The 17,105-nt window shown below is 32.9% G+C and carries 18 protein-coding genes and 1 pseudogene; 10 read left to right on the forward strand and 9 right to left on the reverse strand.

The window, feature by feature from the left end:
* Nucleotides 1-25: 25 nt before the first annotated feature.
* The 8 genes and pseudogenes from ACF91D_RS26065 to ACF91D_RS26100 all read left to right on the forward strand — a co-directional run bounded on the left by ACF91D_RS26065 (nucleotide 26) and on the right by ACF91D_RS26100 (nucleotide 7,224).
* A complete protein-coding gene (locus tag ACF91D_RS26065; RefSeq protein WP_069792463.1) occupies nucleotides 26-2,443 on the forward strand; it encodes a Na+/H+ antiporter subunit A in 2,418 nt (805 codons plus the stop codon).
* Entirely contained in the window at nucleotides 2,424-2,852 is a 429-nt protein-coding gene (locus ACF91D_RS26070) for a Na(+)/H(+) antiporter subunit B (protein ID WP_039067819.1), read from the forward strand. The genes ACF91D_RS26065 and ACF91D_RS26070 overlap by 20 nt, the downstream gene beginning before the upstream one ends.
* Nucleotides 2,852-3,199 (forward strand): Na+/H+ antiporter Mnh1 subunit C, encoded by a 348-nt coding sequence (gene mnhC1 / locus ACF91D_RS26075; RefSeq protein ID WP_017722347.1) that lies wholly within the window; start codon nucleotides 2,852-2,854, stop codon nucleotides 3,197-3,199. Before ACF91D_RS26070 ends, mnhC1 begins: the two co-directional genes overlap by 1 nt.
* The gene (gene mnhD1, locus ACF91D_RS26080; protein ID WP_069792464.1) at nucleotides 3,186-4,682 is read left to right on the forward strand and encodes a Na+/H+ antiporter Mnh1 subunit D; all 1,497 of its coding nucleotides are present in this window, start codon (nucleotides 3,186-3,188) and stop codon (nucleotides 4,680-4,682) included. The genes mnhC1 and mnhD1 overlap by 14 nt, the downstream gene beginning before the upstream one ends.
* Before the next feature lies 1 nt (nucleotide 4,683).
* The gene (locus ACF91D_RS26085) at nucleotides 4,684-5,163 is read left to right on the forward strand and encodes a Na+/H+ antiporter subunit E (protein WP_039067824.1); all 480 of its coding nucleotides are present in this window, start codon (nucleotides 4,684-4,686) and stop codon (nucleotides 5,161-5,163) included.
* A complete protein-coding gene (locus ACF91D_RS26090) occupies nucleotides 5,163-5,456 on the forward strand; it encodes a Na(+)/H(+) antiporter subunit F1 (protein ID WP_039067825.1) in 294 nt (97 codons plus the stop codon). The genes ACF91D_RS26085 and ACF91D_RS26090 overlap by 1 nt, the downstream gene beginning before the upstream one ends.
* Complete coding sequence (locus tag ACF91D_RS26095; protein ID WP_039067827.1) at nucleotides 5,434-5,790, forward strand: Na+/H+ antiporter subunit G1; 357 nt, start codon at nucleotides 5,434-5,436, stop codon at nucleotides 5,788-5,790. Before ACF91D_RS26090 ends, ACF91D_RS26095 begins: the two co-directional genes overlap by 23 nt.
* A 228-nt stretch (nucleotides 5,791-6,018) precedes the next feature.
* A pseudogene (locus ACF91D_RS26100) lies at nucleotides 6,019-7,224 on the forward strand (FAD/NAD(P)-binding protein).
* A gap of 140 nt (nucleotides 7,225-7,364) precedes the next feature.
* Here the strand turns inward: ACF91D_RS26100 and ACF91D_RS26105 are convergent.
* The 6 genes from ACF91D_RS26105 to ACF91D_RS26130 form a co-directional block, all read right to left on the reverse strand.
* The gene (locus tag ACF91D_RS26105; RefSeq protein ID WP_039067831.1) at nucleotides 7,365-7,742 is read right to left on the reverse strand and encodes a hotdog fold thioesterase; all 378 of its coding nucleotides are present in this window, start codon (nucleotides 7,740-7,742) and stop codon (nucleotides 7,365-7,367) included.
* Nucleotides 7,743-7,771: 29 nt separating this feature from the next.
* On the reverse strand, nucleotides 7,772-9,088 hold the full coding sequence (locus ACF91D_RS26110; RefSeq protein WP_327621022.1) for a Na+/H+ antiporter family protein: 1,317 nt from the start codon (nucleotides 9,086-9,088) through the stop codon (nucleotides 7,772-7,774).
* A gap of 300 nt (nucleotides 9,089-9,388) precedes the next feature.
* Nucleotides 9,389-10,867: a M17 family metallopeptidase gene (locus tag ACF91D_RS26115; RefSeq protein WP_327621023.1), complete on the reverse strand. Its 1,479-nt coding sequence runs from the start codon at nucleotides 10,865-10,867 to the stop codon at nucleotides 9,389-9,391.
* 273 nt (nucleotides 10,868-11,140) lie between these two features.
* Complete coding sequence (locus tag ACF91D_RS26120) at nucleotides 11,141-12,349, reverse strand: NAD(P)/FAD-dependent oxidoreductase (RefSeq protein WP_039067834.1); 1,209 nt, start codon at nucleotides 12,347-12,349, stop codon at nucleotides 11,141-11,143.
* A gap of 236 nt (nucleotides 12,350-12,585) precedes the next feature.
* A complete protein-coding gene (locus tag ACF91D_RS26125) occupies nucleotides 12,586-12,945 on the reverse strand; it encodes a HesB/IscA family protein (protein WP_039067835.1) in 360 nt (119 codons plus the stop codon).
* Between the two features lie 13 nt (nucleotides 12,946-12,958).
* Nucleotides 12,959-13,195, reverse strand: a complete 237-nt coding sequence (locus ACF91D_RS26130) for a YuzB family protein (protein WP_029377562.1) — start codon at nucleotides 13,193-13,195, stop codon at nucleotides 12,959-12,961.
* Nucleotides 13,196-13,600: 405 nt separating this feature from the next.
* Between ACF91D_RS26130 and ACF91D_RS26135 the strand changes: the two genes are divergently transcribed.
* The gene (locus ACF91D_RS26135; RefSeq protein ID WP_039067836.1) at nucleotides 13,601-14,665 is read left to right on the forward strand and encodes an NAD(P)/FAD-dependent oxidoreductase; all 1,065 of its coding nucleotides are present in this window, start codon (nucleotides 13,601-13,603) and stop codon (nucleotides 14,663-14,665) included.
* 194 nt (nucleotides 14,666-14,859) lie between these two features.
* Here the strand turns inward: ACF91D_RS26135 and ACF91D_RS26140 are convergent, their stop codons facing one another.
* Entirely contained in the window at nucleotides 14,860-15,171 is a 312-nt protein-coding gene (locus ACF91D_RS26140) for a YuzD family protein (protein ID WP_039067837.1), read from the reverse strand.
* 105 nt (nucleotides 15,172-15,276) lie between these two features.
* Here ACF91D_RS26140 and ACF91D_RS26145 point away from each other — a divergent pair, with 105 nt between their 5' ends.
* Entirely contained in the window at nucleotides 15,277-15,519 is a 243-nt protein-coding gene (locus ACF91D_RS26145; RefSeq protein WP_002483816.1) for a NifU family protein, read from the forward strand.
* Between the two features lie 186 nt (nucleotides 15,520-15,705).
* Here the strand turns inward: ACF91D_RS26145 and dltD are convergent, their stop codons facing one another.
* Nucleotides 15,706-16,854, reverse strand: coding sequence for a D-alanyl-lipoteichoic acid biosynthesis protein DltD (dltD, locus tag ACF91D_RS26150; protein ID WP_069792468.1), 1,149 nt, complete (start codon nucleotides 16,852-16,854; stop codon nucleotides 15,706-15,708).
* Entirely contained in the window at nucleotides 16,851-17,087 is a 237-nt protein-coding gene (gene dltC / locus ACF91D_RS26155; protein ID WP_039067839.1) for a D-alanine--poly(phosphoribitol) ligase subunit 2, read from the reverse strand. Before dltC ends, dltD begins: the two co-directional genes overlap by 4 nt.
* Nucleotides 17,088-17,105: the final 18 nt, after the last annotated feature.

Raw genomic sequence — 17,105 nt, forward strand, 5'->3', positions numbered from 1 at the left:
TACATTTTTAAAGGAGGATAAAATAATGAGTTTGTTACATATATCGGTGCTTTTGCCGTTAATATTCGCACTCATTATTCCAATTGTATATCGTTTTTATAAACGCGTACATTTAGGATGGTTTGTGTTACCTATCCCCGTCGTCTTATTTATATATTTCCTATCATATATTTCGGCAACCATGTCAGGAAATAACATAATGCAAAAAGCTAATTGGATGCCTCACTTCGGTATGAATTTCAATTTATACGTTGATGGTTTAGGCTTATTATTCAGTTTATTAATAACTGGTATAGGTAGTTTAATTGTACTTTATTCTATAAGTTATTTAAGTCGACAAGAGCAACTGGGAAATTTTTACTGTTATCTATTGCTCTTTATGGGTGCTATGTTAGGTGTCGTATTATCAGATAATTTAATTATCTTATATTTATTTTGGGAATTAACTTCATTTTCTAGTTTCCTGCTCATCTCATTTTGGCGTGATAAGCAAGCATCTATATATGGAGCTCAAAAATCCATGCTCGTTACAGTGTTTGGAGGATTGTCTCTTTTAGGTGGCATTATCTTGCTTTCCATAGCTGGCGGGACAACAAGTATTCAAGAATTGATTCAAAATGTTTCTGAAATTCAAACTAGCCCATTCTTTATTCTTTCAATGATTTTAGTTTTAATTGGGGCTATTACCAAATCGGCGCAATTTCCATTTTACATATGGTTACCAGATGCTATGGAAGCACCAACACCAGTAAGTGCTTACTTACACTCAGCAACAATGGTTAAAGCTGGTCTTTATTTAGTTGCACGAGTAACGCCAATTTTTGCTGTTTCACAAGGATGGATTTGGTCGGTAACTTTGATCGGTCTAATTACGTTATTATGGGCATCGTTTAATGCTACAAAACAGCAAGATTTAAAAGGTATCTTAGCATTTTCTACAGTTTCACAATTAGGTATGATTATGTCTATGCTAGGTATCGGAGCAGTTAGCTACCATTTTGAAGGTTCTGAAAGCCAACTTTATATTGCTGCATTTACTGCTGCTGTTTTCCATTTAATTAACCATGCAACTTTTAAAGGTGCATTATTTATGGTGACTGGTGCAATCGACCACTCTACAGGTACACGTGATGTAAATAAATTAGGCGGTTTATTAACTATCATGCCTATCTCGTTTACGATTACAATCATTACTTCATTAAGTATGGCTGGTATACCGCCATTTAATGGTTTTTTATCTAAAGAGTCATTTTTAGAAAGCATGATTGAAATTACAAACGTTAATATGTTTAGTTTAAATACGCTTGGCATATTAATACCGATAATCGCAATTATCGGTAGTGTATTTACATTTGTTTATTCTGTCAGATTTATTGGTCAAATCTTTTTAGGTAGTCACAAAGCTCATGAATTACCTAAAAAAGCTCATGAAGTGTCTATACTTATGCTTATTTCACCAGCGATTTTAGCTATTTTAGTTATTGTATTTGGTTTCTTCCCATCAATATTAACTGGCTCAATTATTGAACCAGCAGTAAGTGCAATTAGCCAAACTACAGGTACAACAGCAGAATTTCATATGTTCCATGGCTTTACACCAGCATTTTTCTCTACAATAGGTATTTATGTTGTAGGTATTTTGCTCATTTTAACTTTTGGATATTGGATTCGTTTATTGCATTTACAACCTACCAAGCTCACATTAAATTACTGGTATGACAAATTTGGCGAAGTTACGCCAGGTTATTCAGGTAAATTTACTGACGCTTATGTAACTGGTTTTACGCGGAATAACTTAATCATTATATTTGCTTCATTAATAGTAATTACGTTAGTAACACTTTTAGTTACTCCGTTTAATATCGACTTTAAAGATGTAAGTGAAGTACGTCCATTTGAATTAATCATTGTAGTATTAATTATCACTGCTGCTTCTATGATTATATTTGCTAAATCTAGATTATTTAGTATTATCATGGCAAGTGCTGTAGGTTATTCTGTTGCCATATTCTTCATTTTCTTTAGTGCACCAGATTTAGCCCTTACACAATTTGTAGTTGAATCTATCTCAACAGCATTATTCTTATTATGTTTCTATCATTTACCTAATTTAAACAGACATAAAGAATCACGTTCTTTTAAATTAGTAAATATTGTTATTGCAGTCGGTGCAGGTATTGTCGTTACGGTGCTTGGTTTAATTGCTTATGGTAATAGACATTTCGGCTCTATCGCTGAATTTTACAAATCCAATGTTTATGACTTAGCTCATGGTACCAACATGGTTAACGTTATTCTTGTTGACTTCCGTGGTACCGATACGTTATTTGAATCTGCGGTACTTGGTATTGCTGGTTTAGGTGTTTATACAATGATTAAATTACGTACAAATAACAATAAAAATGATGAAGGAGGTAAAAACGTTGAACAGACAGAAAAATAATTTAATCTTTCAATATTCAGCTGTTGTTATCTTCTTTCTCATCGTGATGTTTGGTTTATATTTATTCTTAGCTGGACATTATACGCCAGGTGGTGGTTTCGTAGGAGGTTTATTACTTTCTAGTGCACTCGTGATTATTACAGTAGCTTTTGATATAAAAACGATGCGCAAAATTTTCCCTTGGGACTTTAAAAAATTAATCGGTATTGGCTTTTTCTTTTGTCTAGCTACGCCGATTGCGAGTTGGTTTTATCATAAAAACTTTTTCACGCATACACCATTTGAAATTCCATTAGTAATTTTAAAACCAATGGAAATGCATACTGCTACATTTTTTGATTTAGGCGTATTATGCGCTGTTGTAGGTACAATAATGACTATAATATTAGCGATTGGAGAGAATGAGTAATGGAAATAGTTATGATTTTTGTTTGTGGTATTCTCACTGCAATGAGCGTCTATCTCATTCTTTCTAAAAGTTTGATACGCATTATTATTGGGACTACTTTACAAACTCATACAGCCAATTTATTTTTAATTACTATGGGTGGTCTTAAAAAAGGTGAAGTGCCTATTTATGAAAAAGGAATCACTTCATATGTAGATCCAATTCCACAGGCACTAATACTTACAGCTATAGTAATTTCGTTTTCTGTAACAGCATTTTTCTTAGTGTTAGCTTTTAGAAGTTATAAAGAATTAGGCACAGACAACGTAGAAAGTATGAAAGGAGTGCTAGACAATGATAGAGAGTAATCTCATTATTTCATTACTCGTCATACCAATGATTACTATTATCGCACTCATATTCATTGGTAAGCGCCCTAGGATAAAGCGCTACGTTGCCTTATCTGGTACAGCTATCACATTAATCTTTGCAATTATTAATTTCCAAAATGTACTTAAAGATGGTCCAATCACATTAGAATTAGGTTCATGGGACGCGCCTTATAGTATTGTCTTTGTTCTCGATATATTTAGCGCTTTACTCGTCATCACCAGCTTAATTATAACGATGTTAATCATCCTTTATTCCTATCAATCCGTAGGCATCGAGCGCGAAACATACTACTATTATTTCGCAGTAATGTTTATGGTTACAGGTATAATCGGGTCATTTATTACTGGAGATATTTTCAACTTATTTGTATTCTTTGAAGTCTTCCTATTATCTTCTTATATTTTGTTAGTTATAGGTGGGACTAAAATACAATTAAGCGAAACCATTAAATATGTACTTATCAACGTAACTTCATCAGCGTTCTTTGTTATAGCCGTAGCTATGCTCTACTCTGTAGTTGGCACTTTGAATTTAGCTGATATTAGCGAAAAGATCAGTCAATTACCTGCTGAAGATAGTGGCATAATAACAATCATATTTATTATGTTTATCTTTGTTTTCGCAACTAAAGCTGGTGCATTCCCAATGTACATTTGGTTGCCAGGTGCATACTATGCCCCACCGATTGCAATTATTGCATTCTTTGGTGCTTTATTAACAAAAGTAGGCGTGTATGCCATTGCAAGAACAGCTAGCCTATTCTTTAATGATTCATCTGATTTCTCGTTTTATACAATATTATTCTTGGCGTTACTTACGATTATTTTCGGGTGTGTCGGTGCAGTCAGCTATTTCGATACTAAAAAAATCATACTTTATAACATCGTAATTGCTGTAGGCGTTATCCTAGTTGGTATAGCGATGATGAATCAAGCAGGTATGATGGGTGCGATTTATTACACGCTACATGATATGTTAGTAAAAGCTGCCCTATTTTTCCTAATTGGTGTTATGTATAAAATTACTAAAACACATGATTTGCGTAAATATGGTGGACTGATTAAAGATTACCCAGTTTTAGGATGGACGTTCTTTATTGCTGCATTAAGTTTAGCAGGCATCCCGCCACTTAGTGGTTTTTATGGTAAGTTTTATATTGTACAAGCTACATTTGAAAAAGGATTTTACCTAAGTGGTATCGTTGTCTTACTTTCAAGTTTAGTAGTACTTTATTCTGTTATTCGTATTTTCTTATTAGGCTTTTTCGGAAAATCTGAAGGTTACCAAGTAAATCCTAAGCTGCAGTATAAAGGGATACTAACAATAGCAATCATTTCAGTCGTTATCTCAGTTGCTTTCGGACTTTCTGCAGATTGGTTACAACCAATTATTAAAGATGCTGCTGAGACATTCTACAATCCTAGTGTCTATAGGGACGCAGTATTGGGAGGTAAGTAATATGGCAGTTCAAATATTAGTGAATTTGATGCTTTCTGTATTTTGGTTATTTGTCACTGGCAGTTATACATTTAATAACTTTATTTTAGGTTACTTATTCGCACTTTTATTAGTTTACTTAATGCGTGGTGTATTACCAGGTAGATTCTATATCATCACTGTCTATAAAATTATAAAACTGTTCTTAGTATTTTTAATTGAATTAGTAAAAGCAAATATAGATGTTATTCGTATTGTTATTAAGCCAAAAATTGATAACGAACCAGCATTCTTTACGTACCATACAGATTTAAAAAATGACTGGCAAATCGCATTATTATCTAATTTAATCACACTAACACCAGGTACAATTGTGCTAGGTATTAGTGACGACCGTACTAAAATATATATACACAGTATCGATTTCACTACTAAAGAAGAAGAAATAGAAAGTATAAAAACATCCCTTGAAAAAGTGGTCAGAGAGGTAGGCGAAAATTAATGGACTATAACATTATATTGATTATTGCGTTGGTTATTGTTGCTTTATCAATGTTAGGTATGCTTGTTCGTGTAATTATCGGCCCTTCTCTCGCTGATAGGGTCGTTGCACTTGACGCCATGGGCATTCAACTTATGGCTATTGTTGCTTTATTTAGTATTTTCTTAGGTACAAAATATATGATTGTAGCCATTTTATTAATAGGTATTTTAGCTTTTCTTGGTACAGCAGTGTTTGCAAAATATATGGATAAAGGTAAGGTGATTGAAAATGATAACGACGATCGTCATTAGTATTGCACTTATCTTAGTCATATTGGGCTCACTTATTAGTGCCCTAGCCGCGATTGGCCTATTACGTTTAGACGATGTATACGCCAGAGCGCACGCAGCAGGAAAAGCAGCAACACTAGGTTCAATGCTATTAATTAGTGGCGTCTTTTTATACTTTATTGGTCGTGAAGGTTATGTAAATATGCAATTACTTGTGGGTATTTTGTTTATTTTAATAACTGGACCGTTAGCAAGCCATCTAATTATCAAATCAGCTTATAATTTACAAACACCTGCTTCTGAAAGAACGAAGCATGATGAAATTAAAGAAGATTTAAAAGATACAAAATTATAAAAGTAGTAAATTGGGATTTGATTAAACATATTTCCTATTTTCCTAATAATGTGTATAAAACACTTGTGGGAGAGACATGAACCATGTCTCTCCCACATTTTTTGCTTATTAAGTATTTCATGTTTCTTTCCCACTCATAATTTATTTGCAAAATCAGTTGTTATAAAGAACATTACATGATATATTAAATCGTAATAATTACGATTTAATATAAACAGGAGTGTTTTTATGACAACATGGACTATTATTGGTGGTGGATTACATGCAGTAACTATCGCTATTAAATTAAGATCTTTAGGTTTAAAGGCATCACAATTATCAATTATTGACCCAAACCCTAATTTATGTGCTCAATTTGATAATTTTTCACAACGTATTGATATGCCCTATTTACGTTCACCATGTGTACACCATGTGCACCCTAACCCTTTTCATTTAAATCAATATGCTAAAAAAATGCATTATACTAACGCTGCATATGGACAATACAAACGACCTAACCGAAATATGTTTATGAACCATACACATGATTTAATTCACTTATATCATTTAAATTCATGTCATATTCAAGGATATGTCAATGACATTAAGAAAAGTAAACAACAATGGCACATGCAATTGAACAATCAAAGCTGGATTAGTTCAGACCATGTAGTAGTTGCATTTGGTTGTAATCATGAAATATATGTTCCTAAACTATTTCAAAATCAACCTGACATTTCTCACATTTTTGAAAATGAACAAAATAGTTATACAAGTACATCGCATGTCGTTGGTAGCGGTATTTCTGCAGCCCATCTCACTTTAAGGCTTTTAAAGGAAAACAGTAATAACCAGATTCATTTATGGATGAATAAAACTATAGATGTCCATGACTTTGATGCAGATCCTTGATGGTTAGGGCCTAAAAATATGAAAAAATTTAGTGCTATGCAATCCTCTATTGATCGTTTAAACACTATTAAAAATGAGAGACATAAAGGATCTATGCCAAAAGAACTAGAATTAAGACTTAAAAAGTATATTAAAGACGGTCGTCTTAAAGTACATATCAACGAAATAACAGATATAGTTAATCACCATATTTGCACTGACACGTGTTGTATACATTACGACCGTATATTATTAGCTACAGGCTTTAAAGAATCGATTATGCAACAACCTTTAATCCAGCAATTAATAATAGAAAACCAAGCGCCAGTAAGCGCTTGTGGACTGCCTTCTATCACTCCATCTTTAGAATGGCTCCCTAATCTTTATGTAAGCGGTGGATTGGCTGATTTGGAGCTTGGGCCATTTGCACGCAATATTATGGGAGGACGTGAAGCCTCATTAAGAATTGGTGAAGCTTTTGAATACAAACAGTACAACAAATCACAGCAGTATTATTATAATTGTGAGTCCTTAAATACCAAACAAAGCATAGGACAATAAAGTATAAACACAATAACGAATTTTTTATCTTTCTATTCTAGATAAAGCATTTCATTATAATTAAAGATGTCACTGCTAATAAGACAAAAATAAAGGCAAGAATCGTCTCAACAGATGATTCTTGCCTTTATTGTTATGGATTAACGTTTTAATGGTTTTATAGCAATAGTTCCTCGCATTACACAAATTAATCTATCTTTATCATCTTTAATATCAATAGACCATACCTGTGTTGTTTTTCCTTCATGAATAATTGTAGCAGTTGCATATATAGTTCCTTCTGTAGTTGAACCTATATGGTTACCATTCATTTCTAAACCAAGTGGTACATACTGTTCAGTATCAATTAAATAAGCAGCTCCCATCGAACATGCCGTTTCACCAAGTGCTAGACTCGCACCTCCATGCAGATAGCCAAATGGCTGTTTTACTTTATCAGTCACAGGCATTGACATCACCATTAAACCACGTTCTTGTTTCACAACTTTAATATCTAACGCGTCTAACATATTAGCCATTGTGTCACCTCATTTTCTTTATATACCTTTTATAGTACCATAGCAGCAATTGTTCCAAAAATAATTAATGGAATATTGTAAAATAGGAAGTTAGGTATACAAGTATCTCTAATGTGGTCATGTTGTCCATCAACATCCAAGCCTGCAGTAGGACCAAGAGTAGAATCACTTGCTGGCGAACCTGAATCCCCTAATGCACTGGCTGTACCTATTAAAGCAATTAATGCCATTGTGCTTAATCCTAACGATTCTCCTAATGGCACAAATAACGTGGCGATGATTGGAATTGTAGCAAACGATGAACCAATACCTAATGTAACTACTAAACCAATAATGTACATCACTATAATGCTTACTAGTTTATTATTACCTATAACTCCACTTAACCCCTCTACAAGTCTATTAATGTCACCTGTTTCATTCATTACTCCCGCAAAGCCGTTAGCAGATAAAATAACTACACCAATAAAAGACATAATTTTTATACCTTCAACAAATTGTTTATCTAATTCTGTCCATTTATAAGCTCTTGAAATAAAGAATACAAGCACACCTGCTAACGCACCAAAAATCATAGAATCCGTTAGTAATTGCACTAAGAATGTAGCTATAATTGAAATAATAGTAACTACAAGCACGTATGGTTTAATTTCTATTTGACTATTATCTTTCGCTTCTTCATGCTGTATGTATTTTCTTGGCTTTCTATAATAAAAAATACCAGCAATCAATCCAAATACATAACCTAATGAAGGTATAATCATCGCTTTCCAAATCATGTCCATTTCAATTGGGTGATTTGCTTTGGTAAAACCATTCTGAATAATTTGGTGAAATATTTGACCAAAACCAAAAGGTAATAAGACATAAGGCCAACATAAACCAAATCCTATAATAATTGCTATCTGTCTTCTGTCTATATTTAGTTCATTAAACAAACTAATTAACGGTGGTATTACAATAGGAATAAACGCAATATGGACTGGTATTAAGTTCTGACTCATAATACTCATCACTAATAAAGCTAATATGATTATTACTTTCACTTTAATAGGTGACATCTTGCTATTTTCAGCATGGATACCATTTATAATTTTATTCACTAAATAATCGGTAATTCCACTATAAGAAATAAGCGCTGCAAAACCACCAAGCAATGCATAACTTAGTGCTACTTCTGCACCATCTACAATATTCTTACCAAAAACAGACACGATATCTGAAACACTCATACCTGCAATTAATCCACCTACTAAGGCACTGATAAACAAACTGATCACTACATTTAATCTACATAAACATAAAATAATCATCAGTACCACTGCTATTACTACTGCATTTATCACAAAGCACAACTCCTTTACCACGTTATCGAACTAAAGCATTATGAGAACTATAATATCAATAACATGAGCACTTGTCAAACACCACAAATAATTTGTCCATGCATCTCATATTTTTCTTTTTAAAATTGTAGATATTTAATTTTTATAACTCTAAACACTAATAAACGCACGATTTATAGCACTTTCATTTTATCACTATTTGTGACTTGAAAACTCAAAAAAGCGGAAGTAAGAAATCAACTTTGTAATATTGATTTCTTACTTCCACTCTAAAAAATATTTGTGTTAACATTTTCATAATTATTTTAAATTACGTAACCATTCTACTATAGTTGGAATTAAGTATCCTGTTGGACCTTTTGGGCCTTTATACGTATTTTTATTGGTAGTTGCGGGGCCAGCTATGTCAAAATGCATATGAGGTGTTTCTCCTGCAAAATGATTAATAAAAGTTGCTGCAAATAAAGCTTTCCCTTGGCCATTAGTATGATTAACTAAGTCTGCAACATCACTATTTTTAATTAAGTTACGTTCAGTCGTTGTCATAGGTAATTCAAATACAAATTCATCTTTAGTCTGTGCATACTTAAGTATTGTTTGTAAGTGCTTTGTTGCATTTTGACTAAATACAGCAGCCTTGTCATCTCCTAAAGCTACAATGGCTGCACCTGTTAATGTTGCAAAATCTAAAATCACTTGTGGTTGGAATTGATTTGCGTAGAATACTGCATCACCTAGTACTAAGCGGCCTTCTGCATCTGTATTTAATACTTCAACCGATTCACCACTTAAAGCGGTATATACATCATCAGGTTTCATTGCAGCTTCATTTATCATATTTTCTGCTGCAGCAATAACACCGACAATATTTATTTTCAATTTAAGTTTGCGAGCAACTTCTATCATTCCTACGACGTTAGCAGAGCCACACATATCGTATTTCATCGTTTGCATGCCTACTTTTCCTTTTATAGAATAACCACCTGAATCATAAGTAATACCTTTACCTACTAAGGCAATAGGCGCTTCATCTGTTTCCCCACCATTATATGTTAATGTAATGACTCTTGCCCCATGTTTAGAACCTTTACCTACTGCATGGATTAGACCAAATCCTTCATTTTGTAACGTCTCATGATCTTTAATATCAACATCTACTTCTGTCTCTTTAAAATGATCGTAAATAGAGTGTGCATAATACTCAGGCGTCAAAATGTTTGGTGGAATATTGCTATAATCACGTGCTAAGTTTATTGAACTACCAATGATTTGACCTTCATCAATAGATTTCAGTATGTCATCATCGTTTGTATGTATATCTAATGTTAGTTCATAAGGCGCAAGTTTATCTGTTTTATAATTATCAAATTGATAAATCGCACGATTACTTTGTTGCCCTAATATCTCTGCAACCATCTTCCTAGATAAAGCTTGTGTGTTAAATGTTTCTAATATGAATGAGGCTTGTGTAATACGATATTGTTGTAAATATTGAAACAGGTTGCCAAACGCTTTCAAATAATCACTATATGTCGCTATTTTAACATTACCTATACCGACAGTGATTAGTTTTGTGTATTCGTCACGAATTGTAAGCATTGTACTAGAAACTGTACCAACATTTGTACTGACAATTTGATTTTGTTTTAATAGCTTTAATTGCTCATTGATATTGTCTCCGTTAATAATGATGTCCCCTAGTTGATTTAAATGTTCAGGCAAACCAATAATTAACGTGTTTGTTGCTATTTCATTGCTATTTTTATGCTTAACTAACATAGAACATCTCTCCTTTATTAGTTTTAAGTGCTTTTAATACATTTTAATATGATACCCTCGAAAAGTTTAACAAAAAAGGCCGGACATAAACCATGTCTCGGCCTCAGGTATGTTTAGACAATAGTGACCGGAATAAAATATCTTACTCCTTGTCCCCTTATCATCTAAGTATTGGCGGGACAGTGAAATCATTATAGAATATGTTTTTCTATCCCGCTCCTTTAAAATTTTTCATCACTGTTAAGTGTATGAATTACATAATTAAATTATATATTAAAATTTACCTTTTTTGAATGCTAAACCGATACCGCCAAGTTTAAATACTGCACGTGTATCAATAACTTTCTTCATGAATGCTGCTTTTTTACCTTGGATATCTTTACCATAAACAACACCAACACCATCATGTGCACCTAATGAACATACAGTACCACGATCAACGTAATCAAATTCTTGAGTTGGTTGACCTTCTAAAACATTTTTAATGTTTTTAGCAGTGTGTTCACCTTGTTGCATAGCGATTTGTGCTGTTGTTGGTAATGGACGTTCTTCTCCAGAAGGGATAAATGCAGAACAGTCACCAATAACAAAGATATCGTCATAACCTTCGATAGTTAAATCTTGTTTAGTTACAATACGTCCACGTTTTACGCCTTCGAATGATTCTTCCATCAATTTACTACCACGAACACCAGCCGCCCATACAACTGTATTAGCTTCTAATTGTTCTTCTTTATCGTTAACTTTTACCACAAAACCTTTTTCGTTAGCTGCAACAATTGGTGTACCAATTTTGAATTCTACCCCTTTATCTTCTAAGTAACTTACCGCGTAGTTAACTAATTCGTCAGAGAACATTGGTAACATTTTAGGTGCAGCTTCAACGCAAGTGATTTTCACTTTGCTTTGCTCAACACCATATTTATTACATAATTCTGGAATTCTATCAGTTAATTCACCTAAGAATTCAACACCTGTAAATCCAGCGCCACCAACAATGATTGCTAAATCTTTATCATTTTTTTGTTTTGAAGACGCATAGTTAGCAAATTTATCTTCGATATGACGAGATAATTGACGAGCAGTTAATATGTTTTCAATTTGGAAAGCATGATCTTTCATACCTTTGATACCAAATGTTTCACTTTCAAAACCTAAACCTACAACTAAGATATCAAAGTCAAAGATTCCAGCATCTGTTTCAACTTTTTTCGCGTTGCGATCAATTTTAGTAACTTCTGCCTTAACAAAGTTAACTTTGTTTTTGTCTACAACACTTTCAACTGGATATAGTAAATCTTCATAGCTAAGAGTACCCGCTGAAGCCTCGTGTAACCACGTTGCTTCGTAGTGGTAATCATTTTTATTAATTAATGTAATTTCAGCTTCATCTGCTGAAATTTGCTTTTGTAATTTTGTAATAGTTTGTAAACCGGCATAACCAGCGCCTAGAACTAATACTTTCTTACGATCTTGAGCCATTTCATTCACCTAAGCTTTCTTAATTTTTTTGTTGCTATAGTCTTTTTCTATACCCCATTCACAATATAGTAATTCACAAAAAAGACATTTTTCATCCAATACTAATTTTATAGTTTTTACTGCTGATTTTCAAGCACCAACGACCATATTGTTTATTATTTCACATAAACGATTAAAAGACTATAGTTTACACTTATTTTAAGTGAACTATAGCCTTTACATTTAAATATTATAATTTAGCAATCTTCTGGTGATCCAGCAACTTTTGCAGTTCTAAATGAACTACCACAACCGCATGAAGCAATTGCATTAGGGTTGTCTATTTGGAAGCCACCGCCCATTAATGATTGTTTAAAATCAATCGTTGTGCCATCTAAAACTGGTTTATCGTATTTATCTATTAAAACTTTTAAACCATGAAACTCAAAGATTTCATCATTTTCAGCAGGTTCAGCTTCAGCAGACATACCATAAGTTAAACCAGTACAACCACCGCCGTTTACCTTAACTTTTAAATAACCATCTGCCATATCATTTTGCTGTAACATATCTTTAACTTCGTATGCAGCAGCTTCAGTCATTTCAATAATAGCCATTATTTTTACCTCCCTAAAAAATCCATGTTTCTTCTATATGTGCGTAAATTTTTTGTAATAAATCATCTGGCGAATCACCTTCAACGATATCACCATTCACTAATGCATACAACCCACTAGAACATATGCCACAATTTTGTAAACAACCGTATTCTAAGACGTCTACATCTGGGTCATTTTCAAGCTGATTATATACATAATCTCCACCCTTCGCTAAATTCGAAATGCAGAACTCGATTATTGGATTCATAATACACCCTCTCATAAAATATCAGTTAAGCAATTATAACAAAAAGGTTATTGTTATTTCTACATACTAGCTTATAAATTATCACTTGATAAATAATAGAAATAATATGCACTTCACTTTCAGAATACAATAGAGTTGTAGGCAATAATGTCCATTAAAATAAAACATATATTTTTAATAATTACAATTTGTCTTCTTTATTTGTAGTAACAAATAAAAAAGCATATAATAAATATAAGTAAGCTGATTATAGAAAATTGGTATATCGATGCAGGACGAAATATGATTTAACCACATTATATTTAATAACTTACATTGACGAGATAACAAGTTCAATTACCTACTATAAAAGTAAGTAATTGTATGTTTATGCTCAATACAATTTTTACTAGAGGGGTATCACAAATGAAAAACTTAGTATTATTAGGTGGCGGTTATGGAAATATGCGTATTATGTCACATATCTTACCATCTGCATTGCCTGAAAACTATACGATTACATTAATAGATCGTATGCCTTATCATGGTTTAAAACCAGAATTTTATGAATTAGCAGCTGGTACAAAATCAGATAAAGATATTCGTATGAATTTTCCTGATTCAGATAGAATCAATAATGTCTATGGAGAAATCAATGATATTAATTTAGAAGATCAAATTGTTTCTGTTGGTAACACAAAAGTAGACTATGATGAATTAGTTATTGGTTTAGGCTGTGAAGATAAGTATCATAATGTTCCTGGTGCAGAAGAATACACGCATAGTATTCAAACACTTTCTAAATCACGTGAAACTTTCCACCATTTAAGCGAACTACCAAATGGTGCCAAAGTAGGTATTGTCGGTGCCGGTTTAAGTGGTATTGAATTAGCTAGTGAATTAAGAGAAAGTCGTAAAGACCTTCAAATCTTCCTTTATGATAGAGGCGAACGTATTTTATGTCGTTTCCCTGAAAAACTTAGTAAGTATATTGAAAAATGGTTCAACGAACATGATGTAACAGTTGTTCCTAATTCTGATATTAATCGCGTGGAACCAGGTCGTATTTATAATAATGACGTACCTGAAGATGTGGATTTAATTGTCTGGACTGCTGGAATTCAACCAGTAGAATTAGTAAGAAATTTACCTATAGACATTAGTAAAAGCGGTCGTGTGATTTTAAACCAATATCACCAAGTCCCAACTTACAAAAACGTTTATGTCGTAGGTGACTGTGCAGACTTGCCACATGCGCCAAGTGCTCAACTAGCTGAAGCCCAAGGCGATCAAATTGCGGATGTTATGAAATTACAATGGCAAGGTAAACCACTACCTGAAAAAATGCCAGAAATCAAAATACAAGGTTTCCTCGGTTCTCTAGGAGATAAAAAAGGATTTGCTTATATTATGGATCGTACCGTTACAGGTCGCTTAGCTTCCATTTTAAAATCCGGTGTACTTTGGATGTATAAATATCATAACGGTTAATTAATGACTTTAGTAAATATAAACTAAATAAGTTAAGTTTATTGAAAGTCTGTTTTCATACTTATAAACCCAGGCGGCACCATCATTTGTTAATGGTGTCGCCTGGGTTTATTTTAACAACAAAATTTTAGAACCGTGATTATTATATGATTAATAGTCATAACTTAAATATCTTTTTGATTGAATAACTTGATTTAATGATTATCTAAAAAGCGAGTTATATCCTTTAATTGTACATATCCATCAGATACATACTCGTCATTCATAGTTACGAGTGGATAAAAGAGTTCGTCATCTTGAATACGCTCAATAAATTGTTGATCATGATCTGATAAATTTTCGGTATCTTTTTCAATATCAATATACGTAAATTCAAATTGTTTATCTGGATACTTTCTATGCAATAATGGCTGCAACCAGTCAAACGTATTACGAGATGTCGGTGCATTGACACAACTTGCACAAACAACATCAGCCCCATAAACAACAACACTTATTTTGTCCATATATCTTTCCCCTTTTATCTTGAATTATAGATTTTTCGTTACATTTCTATTATAATAAAAAGATAAGTAGAAAATGAAATAATATACTTGAAAGGAGGCATTTCCATGCCAACTGAAAACGTAACAATGTTTGATCAAGTAGCGGAAGTCATCGAAAAATTACGTCCCTTCTTACTGCGTGATGGTGGTGACTGTTCCCTTGTTGACGTAGAAGACGGAATTGTTAAATTACAATTACATGGTGCTTGTGGTACATGCCCAAGTTCAACAATCACATTAAAAGCAGGTATCGAACGTGCTTTACACGAAGAAGTACCAGGAGTAATCGAAGTAGAACAAGTATTCTAAGTGATAGAAGCTTTATATAATATAACATCAGAAAATTTAGTTCCTTTCGAACACTTTCATAAGGAACAGTACAATGATCTTTCAATATAATTGTTTTCATTGTACTGTTCCTATTTTTTATGCAAAAAATCCTTTCAACACCTCACTAACACGTGTAGTTGATGAAAGGAATTTTATTTTTGTATTTTATTTTTGATGCATATGCTCATTGATATTTTTAGTGATGTATACCCAGCCTTTCCAGCCAATATGTACTGCATCACTTACTACATACGGTTCATAATCTTTATCTGACATATCATATGTCTGTCCACCATGATCCACTATTGTTTTATCAATTTTTTTATATATATTCTGACGTCTATCTTTATCAATACCAATGTGATCATACCACTTACCGTTAGAAGGTATAATAATATAGTCAACATCCGCGCCAGCTTCTCGTAATGTATCTACAAGTAACTCTAAATCTTTGAATTCAGGTGAATTTTCCCTAAATTCATGATTTCTATTAATTTTTCGTTTATGCTTCTTTATTAAATCCCAATATTCATCTCGAATACCAAATTCATTTGTTTTTGTATGTTTCGCGCCATAGATTTCCGCTTCCTTCATAACATCATCCCAGGAATCATTTTTTGAAGTAACAGGATCGACATGTGACACAGGTGATTTTCTCAATGGGTACACAGCTTTAATAGCTTCAATTTTCTTCAATTGCTCATCTTTAAAATTTGAAAGATAACTTTTATCTTCTTGTGTTTTCCCTTGTGCAACTTTTTCTAAATATGAGCGGTTCTCCACATCTTTAAATTGTAATAATCGTTTGGCATAGCGTTGTTTAAGTTCTGGACTTAATTGTTCTTGATTAAACAACTGATTGAGTTGTACTTTTGAAATACGCGCCTTAAAATTATCTTGCGTTAAGCCATTTTTAGTAAACCACTGTGGTGAAACGATAAATGCCATTTTTTTACCTTTTAAATTCCCATATTGTGAACCTAATTCCACAGCGTTTACTAAATCTGTTGAACCACCAGTACCTATTAAGAAGGGTTTCTTACTAACTTGATTTCGGTTATTCAATAAAATTGCTGGATTAAATGGGTCGTCTTTTTCTAATTCACTAGATCCATATATCGGATAATACGCATCAGACTGATACATTTTATCCTGCACTAAAGTTCCTTTTAATACTTGATCTGTTAGAGCAACACTTTGCGTAGCTATTGTCTTAGAATTAATTAACCCAGTGAACCAACTTGCTGGCAACACTAAGAAAATTCCAAACAATACAAGACTTAAAATAATAGGTATAAACGGTTTTAATTTCATCGTAATTCTTCTAATACCGCTACAATCTTGTTAGGTGTCGCCCATTCATCTCTATCAAAATCCATAATCGATACTTCAATATCTAATTTATTTTGAATCTCTAGCAAAAGACCTACCGTTTGAAAAGAATCAATAATCCCCTCTTCAAAAAGTTCTACATCTGGATTCTCCTTAACGACATTATTTTCAGCAACTTCAGTTAATAAATCTAATACTTGTTCTCTAAATTCCATAATAATTCCTCCTCATAA

The sequence above is a fragment of the Staphylococcus sp. 231237_7MaSpsaltlick genome, from assembly GCF_043107035.1.

What these genes read in the sequence shown, in the direction of transcription:
- ACF91D_RS26105 (WP_039067831.1), bottom strand. Translation starts at nt 7,742, where the DNA reads ATGGCTAATATGTTAGACGCGTTAGATATTAAAGTTGTGAAACAAGAA.
- dltD (WP_069792468.1), bottom strand. Translation starts at nt 16,854, where the DNA reads ATGAAATTAAAACCGTTTATACCTATTATTTTAAGTCTTGTATTGTTT.
- mnhD1 (WP_069792464.1), top strand. Translation starts at nt 3,186, where the DNA reads ATGATAGAGAGTAATCTCATTATTTCATTACTCGTCATACCAATGATT.
- ACF91D_RS26065 (WP_069792463.1), top strand. Translation starts at nt 26, where the DNA reads ATGAGTTTGTTACATATATCGGTGCTTTTGCCGTTAATATTCGCACTC.
- ACF91D_RS26145 (WP_002483816.1), top strand. Translation starts at nt 15,277, where the DNA reads ATGCCAACTGAAAACGTAACAATGTTTGATCAAGTAGCGGAAGTCATC.
- ACF91D_RS26090 (WP_039067825.1), top strand. Translation starts at nt 5,163, where the DNA reads ATGGACTATAACATTATATTGATTATTGCGTTGGTTATTGTTGCTTTA.
- dltC (WP_039067839.1), bottom strand. Translation starts at nt 17,087, where the DNA reads ATGGAATTTAGAGAACAAGTATTAGATTTATTAACTGAAGTTGCTGAA.
- mnhC1 (WP_017722347.1), top strand. Translation starts at nt 2,852, where the DNA reads ATGGAAATAGTTATGATTTTTGTTTGTGGTATTCTCACTGCAATGAGC.
- ACF91D_RS26120 (WP_039067834.1), bottom strand. Translation starts at nt 12,349, where the DNA reads ATGGCTCAAGATCGTAAGAAAGTATTAGTTCTAGGCGCTGGTTATGCC.
- ACF91D_RS26085 (WP_039067824.1), top strand. Translation starts at nt 4,684, where the DNA reads ATGGCAGTTCAAATATTAGTGAATTTGATGCTTTCTGTATTTTGGTTA.
- ACF91D_RS26130 (WP_029377562.1), bottom strand. Translation starts at nt 13,195, where the DNA reads ATGAATCCAATAATCGAGTTCTGCATTTCGAATTTAGCGAAGGGTGGA.
- ACF91D_RS26095 (WP_039067827.1), top strand. Translation starts at nt 5,434, where the DNA reads ATGATAACGACGATCGTCATTAGTATTGCACTTATCTTAGTCATATTG.
- ACF91D_RS26125 (WP_039067835.1), bottom strand. Translation starts at nt 12,945, where the DNA reads ATGGCTATTATTGAAATGACTGAAGCTGCTGCATACGAAGTTAAAGAT.
- ACF91D_RS26135 (WP_039067836.1), top strand. Translation starts at nt 13,601, where the DNA reads ATGAAAAACTTAGTATTATTAGGTGGCGGTTATGGAAATATGCGTATT.
- ACF91D_RS26140 (WP_039067837.1), bottom strand. Translation starts at nt 15,171, where the DNA reads ATGGACAAAATAAGTGTTGTTGTTTATGGGGCTGATGTTGTTTGTGCA.
- ACF91D_RS26115 (WP_327621023.1), bottom strand. Translation starts at nt 10,867, where the DNA reads ATGTTAGTTAAGCATAAAAATAGCAATGAAATAGCAACAAACACGTTA.